Here is a 22951-nt window from a genome sequence, read left to right on the forward strand (position 1 = left end):
TTATGGCAACGACCTATAAAAGTGGTGATATCGTCGGCACCTGGAGTACTAGATATAGAGTAGGTGATGGCATTATTCCCGCACTTGGCCATTGGGTTGATGAAACGTATGTCTGGCGGTTACGCTATTTGAGCGATGTCAATTTGTGGGTATTGACCGTAAAGAGCAGCCTTTCAACAGCCTGGGATGGAAAGGAGCGGCTACAGAGCGCTACTGACATCAATCAATATACCCTTGATCCTGAATTCATCGCGAGTGAATTTGTTCAGAAAAAAATTTTAGCGGATAATGCTGCTTTAGAAAAAGTTCATCTTCAACAAAGTATGCCTTTATCGGATAGCCAGGTTCAGGATAATACGACCACGCTAACAATAGCCAATTCAACGAAGCCCGAAGTCCCTGACCCTAAACCACGCGTCAACACAACGTATCTGCTTATTCTAGCCGCCCTGGTCTTGTTAATTCTGGTCGTAAAACGTAGATCTTCCTAAAGAATGGCTACTACCCCACAATACGCCGAACCGTACTATTCAGCCTATATCAATGCAGATTGTAAGGTCATTTCGCCCCTATCGGCTAACTATCACGCGTTGTCAGAAAATTGTCAACAGGTCAATTACCTGATCGATCAGATCAATAAGCCCTACACCGGCAACAGCAACAGCGAACGGCTAGCCTGGCTAAAACGGAGACAGACGCTCTTAATGCAACGCGCGGTCATTATTAGCAAAGCATTACGTGATTTAGGGAGTCAGGACGTAATTGATCATACGGCCGTTGATATACGTACGATTAGCCGTTTAGTGGCTAGCCTTTCAAGTGCCTTGCCTGGTATCGGTACAGCTATCGGGTTGGGGGTTGGTATTGCTGGCCAGGTCATTGGCGGTATAATTGATACGACCAGTGAAAATACGGCTAAACGCAACGAAGAAATTGCATACTATCAAGCAGATCTTGCCGGTTTACAGGATATTTTAGAGCAGACTAATCAGGAATATGACCGGCTTAATGTGTTCAATTACCTGCTTTGGGCTGGCATTGTTGTGCTGGTCTTATTGCTAATCTTTAAGAAAAAGGGTTAGTTTGCTTCTAATATTTTGAATAAGTTGTATAAAACCCCGCGCCTAACTTGGGCGCGGGGTTTATTGTTTATTTATTCAACTGCATTGACCGACATTGTCCATTAATAACTGTAATACTTCCCTCCCATTTTGCTGGAATCAATGCTTTTGACTTAGCAACAAAACTATAACTGCCTTGAGGTAGGGTAACTGTTACAAAACCTTGTTGACCACAGCCAGGAGCACCACCAGAGGTAATATATTGAGTCATTGTTCCTATTAACTGATTGTTTACAAACACTTCAATGTATGGGCCATTGAAATTTGTCCAGAAAACAACGTTACCCGTAGTAGGCAGATTTCGGATTTGAATAGTTCTAACAGCACTATCGGTACCGCCTTCACCTTTGGCTATTAGAGTTACATTGTAATCGCCATTATTCGAGAAATCTATGATTGGTGATTGGTCGATAGTTGTACGCCCGTCACTAACTATCCATTGAAAAGAAGACGCATTCTTTGAATCATTATTTAGCCAGACTCGACCATTAGCCTGATAGTTTATTGAAAAGGCGGCAATGGGTTTTGGGGGTGGATCATTCTTTTTACAACTGGCAAAAAGTAGTGTAATGATGAACAGTAAACAGATCTTTTTCATAGTAAACGGTGGTTTAAACTGAGCACAATAGTAAGAATTTGTAAATACATTTTAAAGACGTATTTACAATACATTGTTAAACAGAATAATCTTCGGTGTTGAATTGTAAATTCCTGCTCGAGCCTGGTTGATATCGCTCGGATTCGGGCCTGATCAGCCGCCGGCACCGGCTAAATTTTAGTTCTTCTCCAAAGATTATTCTGTTTGAAGGTTATCAGCTTAAGACTCTGAAACCGGATCTGGTTGCAAATTCATTTCCCGGATCATTCGCCGTTCGTCAATATGAGCGTAGTGCTTCAAATATTCTATTGAACTTAATCCCATCATTCGAGCCGTCGTGTGTACGTCAGTGGCATGTTCGTTCAAATTATGGTCGGCAAACGTCTTTCGGGCTGACTTAGTGGTCAACGTTTTATGAAACCCTAAATAGGCTGAAATCAGCGTAAGACCGTCGTTAAACTGCGTCAGCGAGCAGGTCGGTAGTTTATCAAACCCGCCGTATTTTTCTGCCAGGCTAAAGTTTATTGGCTTGAGTGGGGCTATCAAATACTTTTTGGTTTTCTTCCGTTTCATCCGAATGAACGAAACGCCCGATACCACCCGCAAATAGCTTGATGGAGCAGCCACAAACTGTTTATATTCGGCGTGGTGGGTGCCAATCTGCTGCATAAAAATATAGGCATCCCGCAACCGTTCCAGTCGAACAGCCCGCTCGGGCTTGATGGACAATGAATGAAAATTGAAGGTTTGGAGCAGAGCCAGCTCATCGGGATAAAGAAAGACCATATCGTCAGGATCAGGTTCGTCTTTTTCCACCTTGTAGGGTTTAATGGAATTACTCCGAACGGCCTTTTTGAGCACGGCATAATCAAGCAGACTTTTGATGTAATACAGATGCTTTCCCAGATAATTGATCGCAAATTTGCGTTGCCCCCACGCTTTAAACTCATTGAGCCAGGCTTCGTCAATCTCATCAATATAAGCCCTGGTCTGCTTGCTGTCGACCAGGTAGTCCAGGATATTGTTGGTGTATTTCTGGTAGGCTTCGTAGGTATCACCGCTAATTACATCTTTACTGGTGGCCAACTCGTCAGGGTCATCGCTAATCCGTTCTTCGTGCTGCTTTAATAACCGTTCCAGCATGGTCTGAATGGTGTAGCGGACTCGCTTTTGCCCTCGATACACTTCCAGAACTTGTTGGGCGGTGACGTGTACGTCGTCCTGGTCTAATAGATTGAAGGCTTTTTTTAGCTTCACCTTCATTCGCTCGAGCAATTGATTGTCCAGATCAGCCGTGGGTGCAGCATCAGTAACTTTCTGTTTTGCCTGGTTCCAGTGCCTGGGGTTTACCTTGACATTGGTTGAAATGTCAGCCGTGTAGGTGTTGACCGTGATTCGGGCATAAAGAGCCACTTCAGCCGGTTTCGGCTTGCCCCGTTTGGAAGGTCGGTAATTGCGTCTGAGTTTGAACAGAACCTGCATTCGATTTTGGTAAAACATAGCTCACGCCTGTTTGGTGAGCTATTGCACATACATTAATGATACTTAAATACAAAAATTAAATACTTATTTAATTCATTATTTTTAACTAATCGTGCACTAAAAGATCATGGGTTGTGTACCCGGTCATCCTAAGTGGTGACCCCGGATTTGTACCCGTTTCGTAAGTAGTATGAAAACCAGAAAGTTAGAAGGGGTTATAAACGCAAAAAACCAGTTCGCTTTCTAGGCTAACTGGCTTTCCCAAGTAATTCCCGTAAGGGGTGGCAGAGAGCGAGGGATTGAACCTCTACTATCTAATAATCTGATTGTTACCGTGTTAAGCACATAGCTCAACGGGGTGATGCCTACTTTGAAGCCAGAGGTATATGCGTTCTAAAAGCATACGGTGCATTGACTAAACTTAATCCAAGTCTGTTCATAGCAAGTAATGCATTTTCGACTACTGCCTCATAACCTAAAGTCGGTTGATTGGTATCACCCTCAGACTTTCCCAGTACTGATTCAAGCATCCGCTGAAGACCATCAATCTGTCGATTCTTAGTGCGAATTTCTTCTTCAAAGAAATGTCTTAACTCACCGATGTCTTCAGCCATCTTTTTTGCTATCTGATCGCCAAACGTTTCTTTGGGAATATCATTTTTTGTGGTGCTTGGCCCATCACCATAAAAATATGACACTGGCACCTCTAAGAACTCTGCAATCTGTGCCAGTTTGATAGCCGAAATTGTGTTGTTCTTGAGCATCGCATCAAATCCTTGGCCGGTCATTTTGAGATGCTCAAATAGGCTTTTCTTCGTTCTCCGCCTTTCCTCGAGCAGTTTTTCAATAGACTCCCTAAAATTATATTCCATTGGAAATCAAGTTATTGTGAAACTAACACCCAAAATATTAACTTTTTAATGAATATATATTTGGTTTTAAAACCAAATATATATTAGTATTGCAGTACAAATATTTGTACTAAGAATTGCAAATTATTGTACTCAGCACAAAATCTTGTGTTCTATAACACAAAAATTGGTGTTGGCAACTACAAAAACAAGTAATGCCTATTACTAAAATCGGTAATGTGTATGGCAACAATGGAAAAAGTGCCTGTTGGAAAGAACCCTCTGTGGCTTAAATACAAAATGGCCAACCCAATTGTACGGGCAGAAGTAATTCTTGAATTGAAAAAACGGAATGTTTATCGGCATTGGCAGACGGTAGCTTGTAAAGAAGGCTATGACCTTGAAAGAAAAGCGAATGCTCAATTGAGAGACATCTTTATAAAACTGATGCCAGAAACAGCTCCGCTTTTCGGTGTGACAATCGACCAAGCCCTACATCATTAGACGATTATTGGTTAATAGGCGTCATATGCTTTTTGTGATTTTTAATTCCTAAATATTTCCACCCCGATGAAAACCTTGATTTTACCCCTTCTGTATGCTGCTCTGGCAGCCTGCAACCCTAAGCAAACCAAATCGGACTTGGCACCAGCGCCAGTATCTGATTCCCTTTATATAGCTGGCTGTATGGGGCCAGCCGAAATTCACGTTTCGGTGCTCGTGGCAAGAGCCAAGCTCACTACTTACAACGTGGGCGATACACTTCAGTGCTCTCCTCCTCAGGGTGATCCCGATCGGATGGGTATTGTCTTCGTCGAGGATGCCCAGGGTGCATTTCCCGTAGTCATCAAGTCTTTAAACCTGCATAACCATGGCAACTAGTCTACCCAATCAGTTGATGCTGCCGATTCTTTACCGGGAACATCAGCGAGTTAAGCTGCTCAAGGATCAATACCAAGTCAGCAGACGAGCTGGCTCCCAAGGCTTTTTTGCCCAAAGTCCGAAGCGGGTACGGATTGTCCCGATAAGCGATATGATTACTCAGGTGCAGCAGGGCTTTAGCCATCAACCGGATCACTTGTCTCTTGGTCTGCTCACGGATGGCAATACTGACCAGCTTGTCATTTCGCTCGTGTTCAACCAAAATCCAGAATCCATCAGCACGCTCGGCAAGGGTTCTCTGGTTGACATAAGCGTCCCCCAGGCCACGCAGAATAAGCAGTTCATAGGTGGTAGCGTATGAGCGTAATTCATCGTCAGTCATATCGCTGGATTTATAAATATAGTGGACGACAAATGTATATATCTATGCCAAGTGTGCCAAACAGAAATCCACTCTTTCAATTGCTGCGGCAATTGCCAAAGCCCATTGGCTGGCAAAAGCGGAGAGCGATCAAAGCGGACCTGGTAGCACTTGGCAAGTGGGAGCATTATCGCCAGCGTGTGTTGCGCTCAGAGTGGAAACTGGGCAATACGCACATCGCCTGTGCTGCCGTATTGGTCAGGCAATTGGGCATCAGTTACTCGTTTTTTACGGATTCTGCTCAGCAGCAACAGCAGGAGGTCGAGCAGATTTTATCCTCATATCAACACTAAACCGACCTTCCAGATGATCTCATCACTTCAATCAGAACAACGTTTTTTGGAACATATTCAGACCACACCCGAAATCGGCATCTGTTTTCGAGATTCTGAGAACAAGTTGTTGATCCAAATTTTTATCGATGATCCCGCGCTCCGGGAAGCCATCCTCGAATACCAGTCGCAACGGGTTCGGGAACTTGAGTGCTCTGCTGGTCAAGCAGTTGGCCGCTAATTGTGTATTACCGCTCGGCGGACCGTCAATTTTCATATCATATATCAATTTGTAAAATGGAAGCACAAGTTAAATCACATCCGTCACGGGCCATAGGCCTAGTCGCACAGTTACTCACCCGGATCACACCGGAACCTGTTCAACCACGGCCAAAGCCGGCAACAAATCAGCATTACAATGTGGCGCTCGACGTCGATTACCAATGCCTACTGGGATACTACCTGTTGCACCAGTTAATGATTAAGGATTACGCCCAGATTAGGGCGACTCCACCCTTGGGCTACACGCCCTTTGATATTACACTACCAGAGCTGCTCAAGCTGCAGGCAGTACTCCCCTGCCGCGATCCGGACAATACGCTCCATAGCGATCATGCACAACTGATTCTTAATCCCGAACAGTATCGAATTCTTAGAAAATACCTGGGCAAGGAATTGCGCTGGCTGGCCACGCATGGCACAAGCCGATTGAAAGATATTTCAGTGTACACCCTGCAGATGGCCTTAATGGCTGTCATGGAGGCTACCCTGAAGCGAGTGACTAAAATTTTAACCTGGGATGAGCTATGCAAATACAAACAACCAAGTTGATTGACTGGCTGCAACTGCACGTGCAGTATGTATACTTCACTTTGACGATGGCCCTGATTCTGCTGGCCATCAAACTGGTTGCCCCTGCTCGAACGAAAGATCATCCTACTAAACCACGTCGATCGCCATGAGTATACAGCAGATCCTGGACAGTGGCCAGGTCGATAACAATGCGGAGACATCTGTGCTCGAGGCTGCACAGGGCATGATCGAGTTTCAGCTGGGCGAACTAAAAGCGAGCAGCTGGGGAGCAATGGGCATGGCCCGGATCAAACAGCTGACGGATCTCCAGGCCAAAATACAATCAATTTTAAACGGCCGGCGTGGTATCGACGGCATGACTCTTCTGTCAGATGGACCATCGGATTTTTAACCTGGGCGAAAAGGTAATCCTGCTCGATCGAATGGAAGAGGAAGACGGCCGCTGGCAGGTCATGATCAGCACGTACGTCACCATCCAATACCGGTTTGACGAGTGGGCCTATTTCGATCAGCCTGAAATGGCCAGGCAATTTATTGTCGACTATTCAGAGCACGCCGCTATGCAGTTTCTCGAATTCGCCAAGGAAAGATGGCAATTGATCTGCGCCAGGCAACGGATCATGCAACCTTACCCAGCGCTGAATGCCAATTGATCGCAAACGCTACCCGCCGGACTGGAAGCAGATCAGCAAACGAATCCGATTCGATCGGGCGGGTGGGCGTTGCGAAGTAAAAGGATGCGGAGCCGTGCATGGCGAACCCTATCCAATCACAGGCAAAATAGTCAGGCTTCAGACGGCCCATTTAAACCGGTTGCCTGAAGAAACGACGGACGAGAACTTGATGGCGATGTGCGCGCGGTGCCACTTTGCTTACGATCGGGCAGACAACATCTGGAAAATGAAGTATGGCAAATTAGCCAAACTGCTTCCCCAGCTGCCCTTCGGTGGTAACGAAAACAGCCCGCTACCAGGTGGAAACGAGCTGTAAGTATCATATATCAAAATTGTGATAGAAGCATCACAGCGCAAACTTAACGCAAAATTGGTCATATGCTGACACAGATCTTCACCGAGGAACAACTGGAAGAACTGCTCTATATTCCCAAGTACCTGGGCGAGCCGTTTTATCCCGGTGGGTTCCCGTTCCAGCCAGACAGTTTCAGCCTGTCTACCGAGATAGGCATGCCGTCTAAGTCGATCCGGGAGCGGATCAATGAGTACTATCGGGTTTGCGTTACAGAAGAAGGCAAATTACTGCCTGAGCCTCCGCTATCGGACGACGACTTTCAGGTTTTGCGCCAGTGGGCGATATACCTAGTACATGCGCCGATCTGGACTTTGCACGCTACTGAGGAATTTGAGCAGTTGAAAGCGCAGGCCCTGGCAGTGACCAATTGGGCCGAACTCGATGAGGTTGCGCACCTGGCATTAGACTTTGGTTTAGACCCTTTGTGATATGGTTACACTAACAGAATTCGCGGCCTCGGTCAGCAAAATGCGGAAAGCCCAGAAGGATTACTTCCGCCTTAAAACGAACCAGAAGCTTTCGGAAGCCAAAACGGTTGAGGCTGAGGTCGACCGGCTCCTGGGCGAACTGGCACCCAATAACGTAGCTGTACGTGCTGATTTAGGGCAGCAGGCGAGGCTGTTCTCATGATATAGGTCAGCCGTTGGTTGATCAACGATCTGCCGTCACCGGCAGGCCTTCGGGGGGAGATAGGTAGAGCCTGAGGGCAATGGTGTGGATAGAAGCGAGTATTACCAGATCAACTTTGACCTGGTAAACTTGGCAGGATAGCTCAGTTGGTAGAGCATGACTCTTTAAAAGTCAAGGTCGCTGGTTCGATCCCCGCTCCTCGCCACTACGGTAGGATTCCACTTGCCGTTTTGATGAAAATATAATCATGCGAAATCCATTCGCCCGCTATTTCTACACCCCACCCTAACTATGTAGGTGGTCATATCGCCCCCGGATGCCTGGTCTGAGTTGCAAATCAGATCAGTCGAATGCTTACGCGCATCCCGTACCTGCTATACCCTCGAAAAAAAATCGATTCGAGAGTTGATCGGGAAGACTATGTCATTTCTGATTAGCCTTTTTTTTGGGACCCGATTTGCAGTTATTCGGTTAGGGTAGAGTATGTAAAAAAGTTAATCTGGTTAATCTAGGGTTCTACCGTTACTCAACCTCGTTAACAGGTTAACAGGTTAACTGAGTTAGGGCGCGCGAAAAAATCGAAACCGATTCCCCTCTCATCTAGTCCCTAACACCCATCACATTGGCTCAACGCGCACCTAGTAGGGCGCATCTTTCCCAAATTTATCTCGCTATGAAATCCTCCGGCACAATTGCTCGCAAGCCCAATACCGGTATACCAAAATTCGAAGCCGATCCGATCAACAGCACCTTTCGCTGGGAGCTATATCTGACTGCTGGTCGTAAAGGCAATAGCGTCCCTTTAATGGATGGCTATAGCAAAGGCATGGGCTTTGAGAATACCAACAGGCTAGAATTGCTTTATAAAAAATTGATTAACCCTGTTTTACCCTATTTAACTCGCTGTGATTTGATCGTCATTTATGAAAACGATAGACGTATTCTCAAGCAGCTTCAACCTAAAATTCTCGAGCTCTATCCTCACGACTTTGTTGCTCATGGCTGGGTCAAGGAAACTGCCGTTATAACCGATTTTCTTTCGACGTATTACAATGAATATGTGCATACCGGTATAATGCCACCAATTGAGGATCGTCGGAAAAATGTACGTCAGACGGTCTATTTCGCCGAATTAGATCACAGCAAACAAAATTTTGAAACGTTGGAGCAACTACGAGCATTCTGCGAGTCCAAATTTTCCAAATACTCAGCTCAGTGCATGACTGGCTGGTTTTACCGACACGCCGACTTCCAACCTGAATTATTTGAGGCAGATAAAAGTGAAGCCTTAGCCCATACAATACACACAGCCAGTACTTTGGAGGCTGCTCAGGCCGCTCAAGTTGGTTTAAATAGTTTGTATGGAAAACACGCCAGTAAACGCTGAGAATGAGCCATGTTAACACTCAAGCTGTATCCAATAGATGTGCTCGTGATGATTGGTTATCTACGCGCTAATCTCAATGGTCAGGATCAAGTACCTCTGGTCCACAAATCAGTTAACACGCTTGTGTTATTAAATTATCTCAAAAGCTGGAAAACCCTAAAAATGATCAGCTGGAGTCAGCGACGAGCCGATAAACTCTATTCGTTTTCTATGCCGGAGGTAGTCGCTAAAGCTTTATACTTGGATATGCTGTCGATGGTCCTCACCAGTCATCAACAACTTTTTCTGGGTAAGCTGGACCATGCAATTGTCAATTATCAGATCCCCATTACCCAGATGTATAACATTGGGGAGTAATTCCTTTTATATTATTCTTTTCAACTTTATATAAAGCCAGACAGCCTTGTAGTCTGGCTTTCTGCTAGTTTAACTAACAGAGGCTTTATCCTTGGCAGCCGTTTATTAAATTAATGGTTTTTTGAAGTGATTCAATAATGATTATAGAAACAAAAACTACTTTATTACAACATCACAATAACCCAAAAAATTATATTTTTTTATTCTTTTACTTTAGAATCCACACACTATGTCCGAACTAGCCCTAAAACTGGTTAAAGCAAATAGAAGAACTAAAGCAAAATTCCTGGATCTTGGAAACTGTGGTATAGTTGGTGAAGTACCGGAAGAAATAGGAGATTGTATCTGGTTGGAAGAGTTGTCATTTTCTCAAGAATGGTATAATTTCAATTCCCTAAATTCAACATCCAATATTGGCTTACCAAACAAAATTGACAGCTTACCTCCATCTTTTATTAAATTAACTAACTTAAAAAACCTTTGGATAAATGGAAGCGAAAGTAATAAATGGGGATTAAAAGATTTATCTCTACTTAAAACTCTCACAAAGTTACAACAGCTTACTTGCTCTTTTACTGAAGTGCAAAGCTTGCTTCCACTTAATAGTTTATTACATCTAAAATTACTCTACTGTGATGAGACGCAGGTCAGCGACCTGTCTCCCTTAGCCAACTTAACTCAGCTAAAACTGGTATCTTTTGACAAGACTGCCATTGCTGATCTGTCTCCCTTAGCAGGACTATCCTCGCTTGAAAAATTATACTGTGATGAGACGCAAGTCAACGACTTGTCTCCCTTAGTTAACTTAACCCAGCTTAAGATTCTATCTTTTGACAAGACTGCCATTGCTGATCTGTCTCCCTTAGCAGGACTATCCTTGCTTGAAAAATTTTATTGTACTGAGACGCAAGTCAGCGACCTGTCTCCCTTAGTTAACTTAACCCAACTTACTATTCTTAGTTGTTCCACGACTACCATTGCTGATCTGTCCCCCCTAGCGGGACTATCCTTGCTTGAAAAATTATACTGTATTGAGACACAGGTTAGCGACTTATCCCTCTTAGCCAACTTAACCCAACTTACTATTCTTAGTTGTTCCAAGACTACCATTGCCGATCTGTCCCCATTATCGAACCTAACCTTGCTTGAAGAATTATACTGTGATGAGACGCAAGTCAACGACTTGTCTCCCTTAGCCAACTTAACCCAACTTACTCTTCTTAGTTGTTCCAAGACTACCATTGCCGATCTGTCCCCATTATCGAACCTAACCTTGCTTGAAAAATTATACTGTGATGAGACGCAAGTCAACGACTTGTCTCCCTTAGCCAACTTAACTCAGCTAAAACTGGTATCTTTTGACAAGACTGCCATTGCTGATCTGTCTCCCTTAGCAGGACTATCCTTGCTTGAAAAATTTTATTGTACTGAGACGCAAGTCAGCGACCTGTCTCCCTTAGTTAACTTAACCCAACTTACTATTCTTAGTTGTTCCACGACTACCATTGCTGATCTGTCCCCCCTAGCGGGACTATCCTTGCTTGAAAAATTATACTGTATTGAGACACAGGTTAGCGACTTATCCCTCTTAGCCAACTTAACCCAACTTACTATTCTTAGTTGTTCCAAGACTACCATTGCCGATCTGTCCCCATTATCGAACCTAACCCTGCTTGAAGAATTATACTGTGATGAGACGCAAGTCAACGACTTGTCTCCCTTAGCCAACTTAACCCAACTTACTCTTCTTAGTTGTTCCAAGACTACCATTGCCGATCTGTCCCCATTATCGAACCTAACCTTGCTTGAAAAATTATACTGTGATGAGACGCAAGTCAACGACTTGTCTCCCTTAGCCAACTTAACCCAACTTACTCTTCTTAGTTGTTCCAAGACTACCATTGCCGATCTGTCCCCATTATCGAACCTAACCTTGCTTGAAAAATTATACTGTGATGAGACGCAAGTCAACGACTTGTCTCCCTTAGCCAACTTAACTCAGCTAAAACTGGTATCTTTTGACAAGACTACCATTGCTGATCTGTCTCCCTTAGCAGGACTATGCTCGCTTGAAAAATTTTATTGTACTGAGACGCAAGTCAGCGACCTGTCTCCCTTAGTTAACTTAACCCAACTTACTCTTCTTAGTTGTTCCAAGACTACCATTGCCGATCTGTCCCCAATATCGAACCTAACCCTGCTTGAAGAATTATACTGTGATGAGACGCAAGTCAGCGACCTGTCTCCCTTAGCGAACTTAACTCAGCTAAAGATTCTATCTTTTGACAAGACTACCATTGCTGATCTGTCCCCCCTTGCGGGACTATCCTCGCTTGAAAATTTTTTTTGTGCTGAGACGCAAGTCAGCGACTTGTCTCCCTTAGCCAACTTAACTCAGCTAAAACTGGTATCTTTTGGCAAGACTACCATTACCGATCTGTCCCCATTATCGAACCTAACCCTGCTTGAAGAATTATACTGTGATGAGACGCAGGTCTGCGACTTGTCCCCCTTAGCCAACTTAACCCAATTAAAGATTCTTACTTGTCGAAAAATTGCTATTGCTGATCTGTCTCCCTTAGCAGGACTATCCTTGCTTGAAAAAATAAACTGTAACGAGACGCAAGTCAACGACTTATCTCCTTTAGTTAACTTAACTCAGCTAAAACTGGTATCTTTTGACAAGACTGCCATTGCTGATCTGTCTCCCTTAGCAGGACTATCCTTGCTTGAAAAATTTTATTGTACTGAGACGCAAGTCAGCGACCTGTCTCCCTTAGTTAACTTAACCCAGCTAAAACTGGTAGCTTTTGACAAGACTACCATTGCTGATCTGTCTCCCTTAGCAGGACTATCCTTGCTTGAAAAATTTTATTGTACTGAGACGCAAGTCAGCGATCTGTCCCCCTTAGCCAACTTAACCCAACTTACTATTCTTAGTTGTTCCAAGACTACCATTGCTGATCTGTCCCCCCTTGCGGGACTATCCTCGCTTGAAAAATTATACTGTATTGAGACACAGGTTAGCGACTTATCCCCCTTAGCCAACTTAACTCAACTAAAGGTTCTTAATTGTCGAAAAATTGCTATTGCTGATCTGTCCCCATTATCGAACCTAACCTTGCTTGAAGAATTATACTGTTCTGAGACGCAGGTTAGCAATCTATCTCCATTAGTCGATCTAACCAATCTGAAGGTCCTATCATGTAGCAATAACTCCGTTGAAGATTTGTCGCCCTTAGCCGGCCTAACCCTGCTTGAAAAAATATACTGTGATGAGACACAGATTAAAGATCTATCCGCTTTATCAGGCTTAAGTCTGCTAAAGCAATTGTCTTTCCCTCGAACATTAGTCAGGGACTTATCACCTTTACGCTGCCTAATAAATTTAGAGGAAATTTCTTGTTATGATACAAAAGTTGAGGATCTATCTCCATTATCTGCTTGTACTCAATTAAGAATATTATATTGTTACAAAACGCCCATTAAAACTTTATCATCTATTACCTGGATTAACTTTAATAAGCTCACAAACCTATCAATATCGCAGACCCAAGTTGATGATCTTTCACCAATTCTTCCGTTGCTCGAAAAAGGATTATCTGTGAACTGGAAATTATGGGGAGATGGTATTCATATAAGGGATTGCCCACTTATTGAACCTCCATCTGAAATTGCTAAGCAGGGGAATGAAGCCATTTTGCGCTATTTTGAGGCCAAAAATCAGCAGGGCGAAGAAAAATTATATGAAGCAAAAATTGTCATTGTTGGTGCTGGTGAATCAGGGAAAACTACGCTCATTCAGAAACTTCTTGATCCTACCCACCAAGTACCAAACTTAGAAGATAAACGCACGGAAGGAATTAAGGTAAATTCTTATGCATTTATCAGGCGAATAGAAGGTCAGCCCAAATTCTTACAGGCAAATCTTTGGGATTTTGGTGGTCAGGAGCTTTATCATACAACCCACCAACTGTTTTTAACACCAGATACTCTCTACATATTATTAAATGATAATCGAAAAAACGACACAGACTTTTACTATTGGCTCAATATAGTTACCCTTCGAGCCAGCAAAAAATGTCCAATCTTACTGGTTTTTAATGCTAAAGACAATGCCGTCCGTCAGATTGTTTTAAGTGATGAATTATTTTTTGCATTTGAAAATCTTGTTCCGCAAGTCATAGATGTCAATTTTGCAGATAAGGATCTAACTAAAGTCCATGGAATGAGAGAACTTATTGAAGAAAATTTCTCTCAGCTTGACGTACTCGGTAAGGCCTTTCCCGCTTACTGGGTAAAAGTGCGCGAAATGCTAGGTAAATTAACCGACGAACACATCAGTTGGGCACGATTTGCTCAAATCTGTAATCAATGCGAAGTTGAGGACGATCAACAAATGCGTATTTTAGCTCAAACGCTACATAACTTAGGAGTAATACTTTATTTCCCAGATGTCTTTGGGTTGGAGTATTTAATTATTCTGAAAATGCAATGGTGTATTGATGCAATTTATGGTGCCTTAGATACCCAAGAGATTATAAACAATAATGGGCGTTTCAATGAAGATGTCTTGGCTCGCAAATGGTCGGACAATCGATTTTCTGGCAACAGATTGCAATTGCTCAAGCTCATGCAGCATTTCGATCTGTGTTATCCAGTAGAAGGTACTTCTAATTTTATAGCTCCACAATTACTTCCGCTGGAAGGGATTCGCGACTCTGCCTTTCCTACTAATGGAATAATTATACACCAGTTTACTTATACATTTATGCCTGCTGGTATGCTCACTCGATTAATTGCCCGATTGAGCCGCTACATTAAAACACCGTATGTCTGGCGTATGGGGGTAACCCTTCAATGGGATGAAGGAACGATCGCAGAAATAATTGAAAATCAGTATTCTCGTCAGATTGTTATTCGCGTCGCGGGTACCGAACGTAAACGCAGACTCGCAGAAATTCGTAAGACGCTTTATGATCTTCACAAAAACTTTCTTGGATTAAAGTTTGATGAATTAGTAGCCTGTAACTGCCCGGACTGTATCGACAGCTCGACTCCTACTACGTTTCCCTTGCATGAATTAGAGCAAGATGCTGAAGATAACGACGAGGTAAAATGTAGAAATGGCCAAAGAAAAAAAATTCCAGCCCATCAGATTCTTGATGGAATTGAATACTTTGATAAACCCCGAGTTTTCATCTCCTACTCGCACAAAAACGAAGACTTAAAAGGTGAATTCCGCACAATGATTGCTCCATTGGAGCGGGAAGGTCACTGGAAAATCTGGGATGATCGGTGGTTATTACCAGGAGATCAATGGAATAAAGAAATTATGCGACATCTGGCAGAAGCCAATGTGATTGTGTTGATGTTGACGGCTGATTTTTTTGATTCAGATTATATCTATGATATTGAAATGTCCCGAGCTATTCAACGTCACGAATCTGGGGAGGCCTTGGTTATTGGTATTGTCGTCAGTGACTGTATGTGGGAAGAGACGCCGCTCGCAAAAATCCAGATGATTCCCAAAGACGGACAACCTGTTGTACGTTTTGCTAATCGAGCTGAAATCTGGAAAACTGTAGCAAATAAAATAAAGGAAACTTTAGCCATTCGGGAGGGAAAGAGAAAACGTAAAAGCGGGTGGGACCTAGAAAAATTAAACAAATTAAATTTACTAGAACCCTCTTTTGTCATCAATAGCAACATAGCGATCTCAGATATCCGCCAAGCTAGCCTGCATGGCAGATTTGATTGAGTCGTCTCAATTACACGTTAGTTTAATTTGAATTCGTTGCACGGCATAATATTGCAGTATTCTGCCATTATAATCAGTGCATTTTAAATCTACACTTATAAATTAAAACTGTTTTAAACATATGGATAAGCCCCGAATTTTTATCTCTTACGCCCACAAAAATGAAGATCTGAAAAATGAATTTCGGAGCATGATTCGTCCATTGGAACGGGAAGGTCACTGGCAGGTCTGGGATGACCGCTGGCTGCTTCCAGGTGATAACTGGAATGAAGAAATTATGCGACATCTGGCAGAAGCGAATGTAATCGTTCTGATGCTGACAGCCGCCTTTTTTGATTCCGATTACATTTATGACGTCGAAATGACAAATGCTATTCAACGCCACATAGATGGCGATGCACTCATGATTGGTGTTGTTGTAGATGACTGCCTGTGGGAAAAAACTCCACTTCGATCAATTCAGATACTTCCTAAAGATGCATTGCCTGTTTCGCGCTCGCTAAATAGAAATGAAATCTGGAAAACCATTGCCAATACAATCCAGCATACTTTCGCTGTTCGGTCAGGTGATCAAAAAAGAAAAGGAGGATGGAATTCCATTTGATTTGATTTGATTTGATTTCATTTTAACATCTTATCCGATTTCAAAATTTACTAAAAAAAGCATCTTTAAAAAAAATTTTGAAGTTTTATTCTCGCTAAAGTTTACTTATTTCTGGTTATCTTTCCAGTAATTTTCCAATACTCTCCGTAACTATAATGTACTTCTCTGAACCAGTACTTTTCGAGATCCCGGTACGTCCGCGGATTAGAAAGTACATCGCCGTCAAACTCCAGGGCGCGGACGGCCGCCCACAGCCCCTGCTGGTTACTCCAGACGCTCAGGGAGCCGGCCTGATGCTTTGGGCAATGGCGCAATCTGAAAAAGTTATGCTGCAAACCGGTTGGCGACGAGGAGCGGCCGGAAAAAACTTTCTTCAGGACGGTTCGGGCCGCATCATTGCTCCCCTCGACATGACTGAGCGCCTAGGGCTTGGTATCAGTGAGTTTCACAAATCACGCCACCAGTATCTTTTGAACCACGCTGAGCTGGAGGTCTTTTCTCAGTTTGTTGATTACATCATTCTCAACGAAATGGTGTCGTTTTGCCAGCAGGATCAATCGAGTCCCCCCCTGTTACTCATCAAGCAGTTCACCGATCGGTACGATTTTTCGGAAGATGATCTCAACGAAGGATCCCTGCGCGTTGCCTATTGGCGATTCCGAAAAGGACTTGCGGCAACCAACTTCGATGTTCGCGTTACCCAACTTCAGCATTTTGTGGCCTACGAAATGGCCGCCTAAGTCATCACGCCTGTAACGGGCAATCCCCATGGCAGACAATAGGTTTAGCCCGAACTAAGCCAATTGTCTGCCATGAATGATGATGTAAAACCTTTCCTCTTTTTAGTTTTTGTAGTGCTGATGGGGCTCGCCCTGGTTGATTGCGCCGGTGGCAAAAAACGCTTTTGCCCTGGCGTTGTTCGTCAGCACATTTTTAAAGACGCTTACACCTCGCTTTCCTGCACCCACGACAAACAGGGCACGCATTGTCATACAGTGTATCATCCAGCCCAATATCGACTCCTGGTCGAGTGCCATAACCCAGATCACGTGGCCGATATCAACGCGGGGAAAACGTATTATACAGTAATCCAGAATGGCGAGTCGATTACCGTCGGCGAACGCATTGGGCTCTGGACGCATATTATCTGGGGAGATTGGGTTCAGGCCAGAAACGCCCCTAAAGACTACTAAGCCATGCAGGAAGAAACTACCCCATCCAGCCGTCGACGGATTTTAATCCTTGGCTGTTGCCCTTCCAACATGGCCAGGTTACTGGCTGAATGCCACGCGCTGAACATTGCCGCCGAAGTAATACCCAATACGGTTCAGCTGGCGCTCGATCGGCAGGCCATGATGGACAGTCAGGTCAAGCTGGAAATAGCCGCAGAGCAGGTAGCCGAGCGGGCTGCCGAATTTGCTAAAGAATTCTGGACTCTTCAGGAACAGAGGCCATTTTTCCGATCCATTGCGCTGGATGAGTTTCAAATTGTCGGCTATAACTCATTGGAGCGGGCAACTCCCAAAAAATCCCGCCGAACCAAACGCGGCCATATCGCTGCTCGTGACCGGGTAATCTGTAAAGAAGGATATTGCTGATCGGCTAATACCCTGTCATCACGCCTGTAACGCTGTAGCCTCATTGCTAAAGCTAGGTTTGTTCCATGACGGATCTTACGTTCGACAATGGCAACAACATAGCGGGCAACTCCCTAATCCGGTTCGTGCCGGTGGTCGGCATCCAGGCGCTGCCCACACCTGCCACCGGTGGCCTGACCACAGCGCCCACCTTTCAGGCCGGTTACCGCTGGTTTACTTGCTATGGAACAGAAGGTACGAAAAACTACCAGGAACAGCAGAGCATGGATGATAACGGCTCCCTCTGGAGCATAACCGTTTCCCTGTTTCTACCCGGCGATGATCAGATACGGCGCAGGGCGCTGGCCGATATGACTCGTCACCGGTTCATCCTGGAAGTGGAAGACAATGCCGGCCTGATGCGCCGGGTTGGTACGATGACCGAAACCCTGGAGTTTAACTACACCTTCGGCATTGATGCCCAGATGGGCGGCCGGCGTGGATATACGCTCAGCTTCAAGCAAAGCTTCACCGAAGCCCCACCCCTACTCCATTACTAAACCACCACCATGAAAACCGCCAACTTTCTCTCCAGTCAACAAACCCAGACGCTCTGCTCCCAAATAAGCCAGAGCCATATTACCGATCAGTATGGAGCCGGTCAGGTTCCTTTTTACGAAGATCTGGCCATTCAGCGGGATCTGTATCAATTACTGAATGGTTCCTACCAATGGCGGTTCATGGCTGGCCAACTATCGATCGATAGTGAATGGGATGGATTGGTCCCCGATTTATGGAATGATGGGCTAATACTGGCCTAGCGACAATGCAGTTGTAATTTTTGGTACTTTTTTACGATGGTTAAGTGATCAAAAAGCGTGGATGCCCTGCACACACGCTTTTTTTATGCCTTGCCCAGCCAGCCATGCTGAATCAGATCAGCCACAAAATTTTCGGGTGTATCCGTACGTAACTGAAGGCCACCACTCACCTGGTGAAAGACGTCTGCGAATTGAGCCATGTACCCGCTCAGGGTTGGTGATTTGAAAAAACGGCTCTGGCGGTGCCAGTTTCGTAAGAGTTCATCGGCCGATCGGGCCGGAAGTGTTCGGACAGATCCGGGGATTTGATACATAGGCGAAGTGAAGTTTACGGATAAAGCCTGCAAAGATACAAAAAGCGTCATCACGCCTGTAACGGCTGAGGGGCCCTGATCGGGCCACCTTCGGGCTATGAATCGGCAATGGCGAACCATTTCTTCTTTGTTACGTACCCTTTGGTGCATCGAGCCAATCTGGGCCGAACAGCATTTACCACTCGTTCAAAGCTTTTTGAGCGGCCAGTTTCCCATCCAAACCAATGAAGACGACGAAACCCAAACCCAGGATCCAATTGCTGGCAAAACGTTCGCAATTGCTGCTCAGTCAGGCAGTAACTATGCCGTCCAAAATCGCTACGCGCTTGACGATCCGGAACTGCCCGACAATTCCGTCTACGTGCTGGATATGCGGGGCGTCGTCGTCAAAGAGTCGAACTGCTGCTCGATCGGTACCGAAGAATACGCCCGGCTCATTCGCCAGGCGTATGCCCACGAAAAAATTATTGGTTGCGTCGGCCTGGTCGACAGTCCCGGTGGCCAGCTGTCGGGAACACCCACGCTGTACGATGTCATTCGGGATCCGATCAAGCCTTTTGTGGTCGTCGTCAATGAAGGACTCATGGCCTCGGCGGCTTACTGGTATTCCTGTGGTGCCGATTATATCTACGCCAGCCAGCAAACCGATCAGATCGGCAGCATCGGTGTGTACATCGAATTTGACGATGCCACCGAGGCCCGTGAAAAAATGGGCATTAAGCGCCATACGATCTATTCCGATCGCTCCAGCCAGAAAAACAGGCCCTTCCGGGATGCTAAAGAAGGAAAAACCGAACTCATCCGGGAAGACTTGAACCAGGCTGCGGACCTGTTCCGGGCTGCTGTCGAGCAGGGTCGAGGCAAGCGCCTGAAGGTTGCCAAAAAAGGCGGTCCCGATGTGTTTGAAGGCGGTCTGTTTTACGCAGGCAAAGCTATTGAACTGGGTCTGATCGATGGCTACGGTAATCTGGAAACAGCCATTGCCAAAGTAGCCGAACTGGCCAGCAAACCCAAAGGGGAAGCGGTGGAAGAGCTTCCCGATGACCATGACGAAACCGGCGATAACACGCCTGAAGTCGTTGATCTGCCCGACAACGACGATAGTGACGAGCCTACTGCCTCTGTCGAACCTACTACCTCTCAATCCAATCTAATCTCTACAACTATGTCCCTGTTTGGTAACCCACACAAGGTGCTTTCGGGCCTGGCCGGTGTCGAAGGCTCAAAAATTACAAATGAGCAGCTCAACGCGGCCAATGCCGAACTGGATGCTGAAAAAATTACGGGCGTACGCGTCATCAGTACGACTTATCTGGAGCAGGCCAAGCAATCCATTGCGGCACTCAACCAGAAAAATGCCGAGGTCGAAACACTAACCAAAGAGCGTGACGATGCCCGCGCTGAAGCCGCCAAGTTCGGATCGCAGCCTGGTGCCCAGCCGACCAAATCCGAAAAAGTCGAGGAGAAAATCACGACGGTCGAAAAAGACACCTACATCAGCCAGACTGATGCCGATCTGGCAGCCATGAAGGCCCAAATGCAGTAAGCCCTGCCCATGCCCCAGCGGCCGGGTAGGGCCGCACATTTCCCCTTCCGTAACTTATCAGACAGCTAAATTAAGTGGCAACAGTAACGCAAACCGACATCACCGCGATTCAGAATTACGCGGGAACATTCGACAAAAAAATCATTACGCAAATCGTCAATGGCCTCGATATCGCCAAAGATCTGACGGTTCGGCGTAACCTGACGGCTCCCGTCACCTTACCAAAATTCTCGGCTGAAGACGGATTCCGGCCGGTGGATACCTCCATCGAAGAACCAGACGGTTCGTCGGGTACATTCGGGGTTCGTAAACTCATCCCACGCACCGGGATGAAGATCCTTAAAATCGTTCCGGAAGATCTGCGCGGCACCTTCCTCTCGGAAGGTCTGGATCCAAACGCGAAAGAGTATCCAGCTGGTTTTGCGCAGTATTTCTGGGAAGCGCAAATCAAAAAACTTCAGGCTGAAATCAACAATAACAGCTTCTACGGCGTGGATTCCTTTGATATCACAGCCTTTGATGCGGGAACAGCCTATAACGTTGATCAGAAGGTCCAGTACAACAAGAGCTTCTATAAAGTGGTAACGGCCACTTCAGCCGGTCAAACGCCCGATACGCACCCAGCCAAGTTCAAGAAAATCAACAACTCGTCGGTTGCTAAAGGTCTCGGTACGATCATCGCCGAAGAGTATTCCACTCTTCCTGCCCGCAACAAAATCACAACGGGTGCCCTGGATAACACCAACGGCTTCGATAAGATTACTGGTTTTTATACCTCGTTGCCGGAGGAAATTCGCCCGCTGGGTGGTGAGTTTAAAGTGTCGCAGTCTACGTACGACAAGTACATGCTGTCGGCCCTCAACAAATTCACCAACGGCACCAGCCTGCTTCAGGTACCTGGCAAACCGGGTGCTTCGGTTTACGGATCGGATGGCAAATGGATCATTAAGCCCTGCACGTGGATGGCAGGATCGGGCCGTATCATCGCGACGCTCGATGGCAACTTGCAAATGGGTACCGATCAGACGAGTGCCTTCAGCTCGATCGGCAACATCGTTCCATTCCTGCACGGCTACAAGGCCATCATGAAAATGATCCTGGCTTTCCAGATCGCTGACCTCGAAGTACTCTTCGTTAACGATCAGGCTTAATCCTGCCTGCCCTTACTCGATAACTCCAACCCCCCGGCCGGTAGCTCCACGTGAGTTGCCGGCCCTATAAAATCAAGCCAACCATGGCAGACCAAGCGGAAGACAAAGACAAAACAATTCTGGCCTTAACCAAGCAGAACGAAACACTCACCAAAGAGAACGTCCAACTCAAATCGCAGACTGGATCGCTCAGTAAAGAGAATGAACAGCTGAAAGCGCAGGCTGGAACGCTCTCCAGTGAGAATGAGCAATTGAAAAAAGCTGTGACGCAGAAAGACAAAGATCTGGAGGATGCAGCCAGCGTTGTCGAGCAGCTCAAGAATCAACTGGCCGAAAAGCGAATCGGCACCGTAGAGCTTCCAACCGTAAAACTTGGGAAAGAAACCTACGAACTGGTGGGTGGCAATTTCTACTACGGCGGCCGGGAAGTCTCTCTTGAAACGCTACTGGAAGACGCTAAACTCGTCGCTGAACTGGTCAAGGAAAAAGCAGGCAACCTGCGCCTGCTGAAAGCATAATCCAGGCCACTGCGAAACTGTATTTAACCGACATTTTCTTCCAAGACAGCTCATGAACTACAACGACCTGACCGGGCCTGACGGCACCGAGGTGAACATGGGGGGGACCTCCCAGATCGCCTATTTCGCCCGGATTGACGACATTTTAACGTTTGCGACGCCGGCAGCATCCCCCGCCAATCAGTACATCCTGACCGTAGCCCACGTGATGAAAACGGGCAAGAAGTTTACCAAAGTCTACATCACCCAGGATACGGGTGAAGTTGAATTTGGCTCAAACGGAGAAGCGGATGGAAAAAGCTTTAAACCCGTCTTTAAGTTCTTCTACCCAGGACTGACCGACGATGCCCTGCAATTCGTCAACGACTCCAAAAACGATAAGTTTTTGTTTATCGTCGAATTGCCGGATGGTAAAATGCTTCAGATCGGCGCCCGCAACTTCTTTGCGACTCTGACGGGTAACTTCAAAACGACGACAACCAGCGGCCGTGGCCGGGGTACGGAGTTCGAAGTCGTATGCTTTACGCCTTACATCTACCGGTACGCGGCCGCTGTGCCGTTGACACCTGGTGCTTAATTGAACCCGAATGGCTAAGCCAACCCAACCCACCGTGCAGGCTCTACAGGCAGAGCCTACACGGTCCTACGACATTGTCGGCCTTCAGATAGCCGACCGGATGCCGATAGCGTTCGCCGGGCGTGAATACGACCTGGCGAATCTGTCGGCCGAGGAAAGGGATTTTCTCCTCCAGTTTCCGGAGCAGGTTCCTTACCTGAAGAAATTAGATGTGAGCCAGGCGAGCGTCTAGTGTGGTG

The 22951-nt window shown here is 45.8% G+C and carries 32 protein-coding genes; 27 read left to right on the forward strand and 5 right to left on the reverse strand.

Going from position 1 to position 22951, the window contains the following annotated elements; genetic code table 11:
* The first annotated feature begins 2 nt into the window (after positions 1–2).
* Positions 3–491, forward strand: coding sequence for a hypothetical protein (locus G8759_RS19810; protein WP_167211272.1), 489 nt, complete (start codon positions 3–5; stop codon positions 489–491).
* Between the two features lie 3 nt (positions 492–494).
* Positions 495–1082: a hypothetical protein gene (locus tag G8759_RS19815; RefSeq protein WP_167211275.1), complete on the forward strand. Its 588-nt coding sequence runs from the start codon at positions 495–497 to the stop codon at positions 1080–1082.
* 67 nt (positions 1083–1149) lie between these two features.
* On the opposite strand, the gene G8759_RS19820 is transcribed toward G8759_RS19815, so the two are convergent.
* The 3 genes from G8759_RS19820 to G8759_RS19830 form a co-directional block, all read right to left on the reverse strand.
* On the reverse strand, positions 1150–1719 hold the full coding sequence (locus G8759_RS19820) for a PKD domain-containing protein (protein ID WP_167211278.1): 570 nt from the start codon (positions 1717–1719) through the stop codon (positions 1150–1152).
* A 219-nt stretch (positions 1720–1938) separates the two neighbouring features.
* Complete coding sequence (locus tag G8759_RS19825; protein WP_167211281.1) at positions 1939–3219, reverse strand: phage integrase SAM-like domain-containing protein; 1281 nt, start codon at positions 3217–3219, stop codon at positions 1939–1941.
* A gap of 347 nt (positions 3220–3566) precedes the next feature.
* Entirely contained in the window at positions 3567–4073 is a 507-nt protein-coding gene (locus G8759_RS19830; RefSeq protein WP_167211284.1) for a hypothetical protein, read from the reverse strand.
* A 222-nt stretch (positions 4074–4295) separates the two neighbouring features.
* Here G8759_RS19830 and G8759_RS19835 point away from each other — a divergent pair, with 222 nt between their 5' ends.
* Positions 4296–4556, forward strand: coding sequence for a hypothetical protein (locus tag G8759_RS19835; RefSeq protein WP_167211287.1), 261 nt, complete (start codon positions 4296–4298; stop codon positions 4554–4556).
* Positions 4557–4622: 66 nt separating this feature from the next.
* On the forward strand, positions 4623–4934 hold the full coding sequence (locus G8759_RS19840) for a hypothetical protein (protein WP_167211290.1): 312 nt from the start codon (positions 4623–4625) through the stop codon (positions 4932–4934).
* 1 nt (position 4935) lies between these two features.
* Here G8759_RS19840 and G8759_RS19845 read toward each other — a convergent pair whose 3' ends face one another.
* Entirely contained in the window at positions 4936–5316 is a 381-nt protein-coding gene (locus tag G8759_RS19845) for a hypothetical protein (protein ID WP_167211293.1), read from the reverse strand.
* Positions 5317–5360: 44 nt separating this feature from the next.
* Between G8759_RS19845 and G8759_RS19850 the strand changes: the two genes are divergently transcribed.
* The 18 genes from G8759_RS19850 to G8759_RS19935 all read left to right on the forward strand — a co-directional run bounded on the left by G8759_RS19850 (position 5361) and on the right by G8759_RS19935 (position 18606).
* A complete protein-coding gene (locus G8759_RS19850; RefSeq protein ID WP_167211296.1) occupies positions 5361–5648 on the forward strand; it encodes a hypothetical protein in 288 nt (95 codons plus the stop codon).
* Positions 5649–5661: 13 nt separating this feature from the next.
* The gene (locus tag G8759_RS19855; protein WP_167211299.1) at positions 5662–5868 is read left to right on the forward strand and encodes a hypothetical protein; all 207 of its coding nucleotides are present in this window, start codon (positions 5662–5664) and stop codon (positions 5866–5868) included.
* A gap of 56 nt (positions 5869–5924) precedes the next feature.
* Positions 5925–6458 (forward strand): hypothetical protein, encoded by a 534-nt coding sequence (locus G8759_RS19860; protein WP_167211302.1) that lies wholly within the window; start codon positions 5925–5927, stop codon positions 6456–6458.
* The gene (locus G8759_RS19865) at positions 6434–6589 is read left to right on the forward strand and encodes a hypothetical protein (protein ID WP_167211305.1); all 156 of its coding nucleotides are present in this window, start codon (positions 6434–6436) and stop codon (positions 6587–6589) included. Before G8759_RS19860 ends, G8759_RS19865 begins: the two co-directional genes overlap by 25 nt.
* On the forward strand, positions 6586–6831 hold the full coding sequence (locus G8759_RS19870) for a hypothetical protein (RefSeq protein WP_167211308.1): 246 nt from the start codon (positions 6586–6588) through the stop codon (positions 6829–6831). Before G8759_RS19865 ends, G8759_RS19870 begins: the two co-directional genes overlap by 4 nt.
* A complete protein-coding gene (locus G8759_RS19875; protein ID WP_167211311.1) occupies positions 6812–7093 on the forward strand; it encodes a hypothetical protein in 282 nt (93 codons plus the stop codon). The genes G8759_RS19870 and G8759_RS19875 overlap by 20 nt, the downstream gene beginning before the upstream one ends.
* A complete protein-coding gene (locus G8759_RS19880) occupies positions 7083–7430 on the forward strand; it encodes a hypothetical protein (RefSeq protein WP_167211314.1) in 348 nt (115 codons plus the stop codon). The genes G8759_RS19875 and G8759_RS19880 overlap by 11 nt, the downstream gene beginning before the upstream one ends.
* A gap of 62 nt (positions 7431–7492) precedes the next feature.
* On the forward strand, positions 7493–7897 hold the full coding sequence (locus tag G8759_RS19885) for a hypothetical protein (RefSeq protein WP_167211318.1): 405 nt from the start codon (positions 7493–7495) through the stop codon (positions 7895–7897).
* Position 7898: 1 nt separating this feature from the next.
* Entirely contained in the window at positions 7899–8099 is a 201-nt protein-coding gene (locus tag G8759_RS19890; protein WP_167211321.1) for a hypothetical protein, read from the forward strand.
* A gap of 673 nt (positions 8100–8772) precedes the next feature.
* Positions 8773–9486, forward strand: coding sequence for a hypothetical protein (locus G8759_RS19895; protein ID WP_167211324.1), 714 nt, complete (start codon positions 8773–8775; stop codon positions 9484–9486).
* A 9-nt stretch (positions 9487–9495) separates the two neighbouring features.
* Entirely contained in the window at positions 9496–9843 is a 348-nt protein-coding gene (locus tag G8759_RS19900) for a hypothetical protein (protein ID WP_167211327.1), read from the forward strand.
* Positions 9844–10072: 229 nt separating this feature from the next.
* Positions 10073–15604 (forward strand): leucine-rich repeat domain-containing protein, encoded by a 5532-nt coding sequence (locus G8759_RS19905; RefSeq protein ID WP_167211330.1) that lies wholly within the window; start codon positions 10073–10075, stop codon positions 15602–15604.
* 121 nt (positions 15605–15725) lie between these two features.
* Positions 15726–16208 carry a toll/interleukin-1 receptor domain-containing protein gene (locus G8759_RS19910; protein ID WP_167211333.1) on the forward strand — a complete coding sequence of 161 codons (483 nt, stop codon included), beginning with the start codon at positions 15726–15728 and terminating at the stop codon, positions 16206–16208.
* 155 nt (positions 16209–16363) lie between these two features.
* Positions 16364–16948, forward strand: coding sequence for a hypothetical protein (locus G8759_RS19915; protein ID WP_167211337.1), 585 nt, complete (start codon positions 16364–16366; stop codon positions 16946–16948).
* Positions 16949–17020: 72 nt separating this feature from the next.
* Complete coding sequence (locus G8759_RS19920) at positions 17021–17401, forward strand: hypothetical protein (RefSeq protein ID WP_167211340.1); 381 nt, start codon at positions 17021–17023, stop codon at positions 17399–17401.
* A 3-nt stretch (positions 17402–17404) separates the two neighbouring features.
* A complete protein-coding gene (locus tag G8759_RS19925) occupies positions 17405–17806 on the forward strand; it encodes a hypothetical protein (RefSeq protein WP_167211343.1) in 402 nt (133 codons plus the stop codon).
* Positions 17807–17871: 65 nt separating this feature from the next.
* A complete protein-coding gene (locus G8759_RS19930; RefSeq protein WP_167211345.1) occupies positions 17872–18345 on the forward strand; it encodes a hypothetical protein in 474 nt (157 codons plus the stop codon).
* A 9-nt stretch (positions 18346–18354) separates the two neighbouring features.
* Complete coding sequence (locus tag G8759_RS19935) at positions 18355–18606, forward strand: hypothetical protein (RefSeq protein ID WP_167211348.1); 252 nt, start codon at positions 18355–18357, stop codon at positions 18604–18606.
* Positions 18607–18689: 83 nt separating this feature from the next.
* Here G8759_RS19935 and G8759_RS19940 read toward each other — a convergent pair whose 3' ends face one another.
* On the reverse strand, positions 18690–18920 hold the full coding sequence (locus tag G8759_RS19940) for a hypothetical protein (protein ID WP_167211351.1): 231 nt from the start codon (positions 18918–18920) through the stop codon (positions 18690–18692).
* Positions 18921–19047: 127 nt separating this feature from the next.
* Between G8759_RS19940 and G8759_RS19945 the strand changes: the two genes are divergently transcribed.
* The 5 genes from G8759_RS19945 (at position 19048) to G8759_RS19965 (ending at position 22944) form a co-directional block, all read left to right on the forward strand.
* Positions 19048–20466, forward strand: coding sequence for a S49 family peptidase (locus G8759_RS19945; protein ID WP_167211354.1), 1419 nt, complete (start codon positions 19048–19050; stop codon positions 20464–20466).
* A 74-nt stretch (positions 20467–20540) separates the two neighbouring features.
* Positions 20541–21617 carry a carbohydrate-binding protein gene (locus G8759_RS19950; RefSeq protein ID WP_167211358.1) on the forward strand — a complete coding sequence of 359 codons (1077 nt, stop codon included), beginning with the start codon at positions 20541–20543 and terminating at the stop codon, positions 21615–21617.
* An 83-nt stretch (positions 21618–21700) separates the two neighbouring features.
* Positions 21701–22135: a hypothetical protein gene (locus tag G8759_RS19955; RefSeq protein ID WP_167211361.1), complete on the forward strand. Its 435-nt coding sequence runs from the start codon at positions 21701–21703 to the stop codon at positions 22133–22135.
* A 52-nt stretch (positions 22136–22187) separates the two neighbouring features.
* Positions 22188–22712 (forward strand): hypothetical protein, encoded by a 525-nt coding sequence (locus G8759_RS19960; protein WP_167211364.1) that lies wholly within the window; start codon positions 22188–22190, stop codon positions 22710–22712.
* Between the two features lie 10 nt (positions 22713–22722).
* Positions 22723–22944 carry a hypothetical protein gene (locus G8759_RS19965; protein ID WP_167211367.1) on the forward strand — a complete coding sequence of 74 codons (222 nt, stop codon included), beginning with the start codon at positions 22723–22725 and terminating at the stop codon, positions 22942–22944.
* The last annotated feature ends 7 nt before the right edge of the window (positions 22945–22951 follow it).

The organism is Spirosoma aureum, assembly GCF_011604685.1.
Taxonomy (GTDB): Bacteria; Bacteroidota; Bacteroidia; order Cytophagales; family Spirosomataceae; genus Spirosoma; species Spirosoma aureum.